The 1,058-nt window shown below is 60.1% G+C and carries 1 protein-coding gene and 1 pseudogene; both read right to left on the bottom strand.

The genetic code is table 11. The features are described from left to right. Nucleotides 1-346, bottom strand: a pseudogene (locus tag HY2_RS15310) (P-type conjugative transfer protein TrbG); the annotation flags it as partial. 5 nt (nt 347-351) lie between these two features. Next, complete coding sequence (trbF, locus tag HY2_RS15305; protein ID WP_034829186.1) at nt 352-1,041, bottom strand: conjugal transfer protein TrbF; 690 nt, start codon at nt 1,039-1,041, stop codon at nt 352-354. Nucleotides 1,042-1,058: the final 17 nt, after the last annotated feature.

Genomic DNA, 1,058 nt, shown 5'->3' with positions numbered 1-1,058 from the left:
AGACCTGGATCGCGTTCACATAGCCATCGACCGACGGTTCGATCAGCGCGCTGGTGCGGCCCTGACGGATTGCTTCAGCGGGGGAGACAGAAGGTGCGCTCACGGTGCGGGTATAAGTCCGCGTGACGCTGCCATCGGGATTGGTGGTGACGCGCGCGCCGATTGGCATCATCTGTCCGGGCAGCGGCAGGGCCACGGCGGTTTCGACGATCTCGACCGGATAGTCGGTGTCATCTTCGATGGGCGTTGCGGCAATGAACGCTGCCGGATCAATCGGTTCCAGTTCGGTTGTTGCGCAAGCGGTTGTGAGCGCGAGGGCGGATGTGGCGAGGATCATACGAAGCATGAGGATCATTCTCCTGTGACAAGGTCCTGTCCCCAGTTCAGGGCGTGGACATAAAGGCCGAGCGGATTGGCGCGGAGTGTCTCTGCGTCGGTCGGCGGTTGCGTGATGAGGGTGAAATTGCCGGTGAAGCGCTGCGCCTGCATCAGCGCGCCATTCTCATAAGTCTTTTCGATCCAGCGGGCCTGGAAGCTGTCATCGGAAACGCGCACGACGCTGACGACATCCACTGTGCGGGACTTCCGTCCGACATCAGCAAAGGGATCATTCTCCTGCGCATACTGATTGAGCGTCGTAGAGGCGCGGTCTGTTACAAAGACATAGGCCCGCAGCCAGTTCTCTCGAACAACGACGGGATCAACGGATAGCCCACGCACATTCTCGATAAAGCCAGCGAGATGATGGGCGATCTGCGCGTCGGTCGGCGTGTAGCGCTCAGTGGCAGGTGCGACCGCGCGGGCGGCGCCTGTCTCGTCGACTTCGACAACATAGGGCGTAACGGTCGATTGCATTGAGCGCCAGACGAGCGCGCTGGAGGTGACGAAGCACAGCCCGAGGCATCCCAGCGCCATCAGTCGCCAGTTCTTCGCCTGGACGCGGGCAGACCCCATCCTTTCATCCCAGACCTGACCCGCCTTCTGATATGGCGTTTCCGGAAATGGACTTGGTCCATATGAATTGGAGGATCGTTTGAACATCTACTCGTCCTTGTCAT

The organism is Hyphomonas pacifica, from assembly GCF_000682675.1.
Lineage (GTDB): Bacteria > Pseudomonadota > Alphaproteobacteria > Caulobacterales > Hyphomonadaceae > Hyphomonas > Hyphomonas pacifica.
The sequence above is the reverse complement of the archived record's forward strand: the minus strand, read 5'-3'. Positions and strand labels throughout refer to the sequence as shown.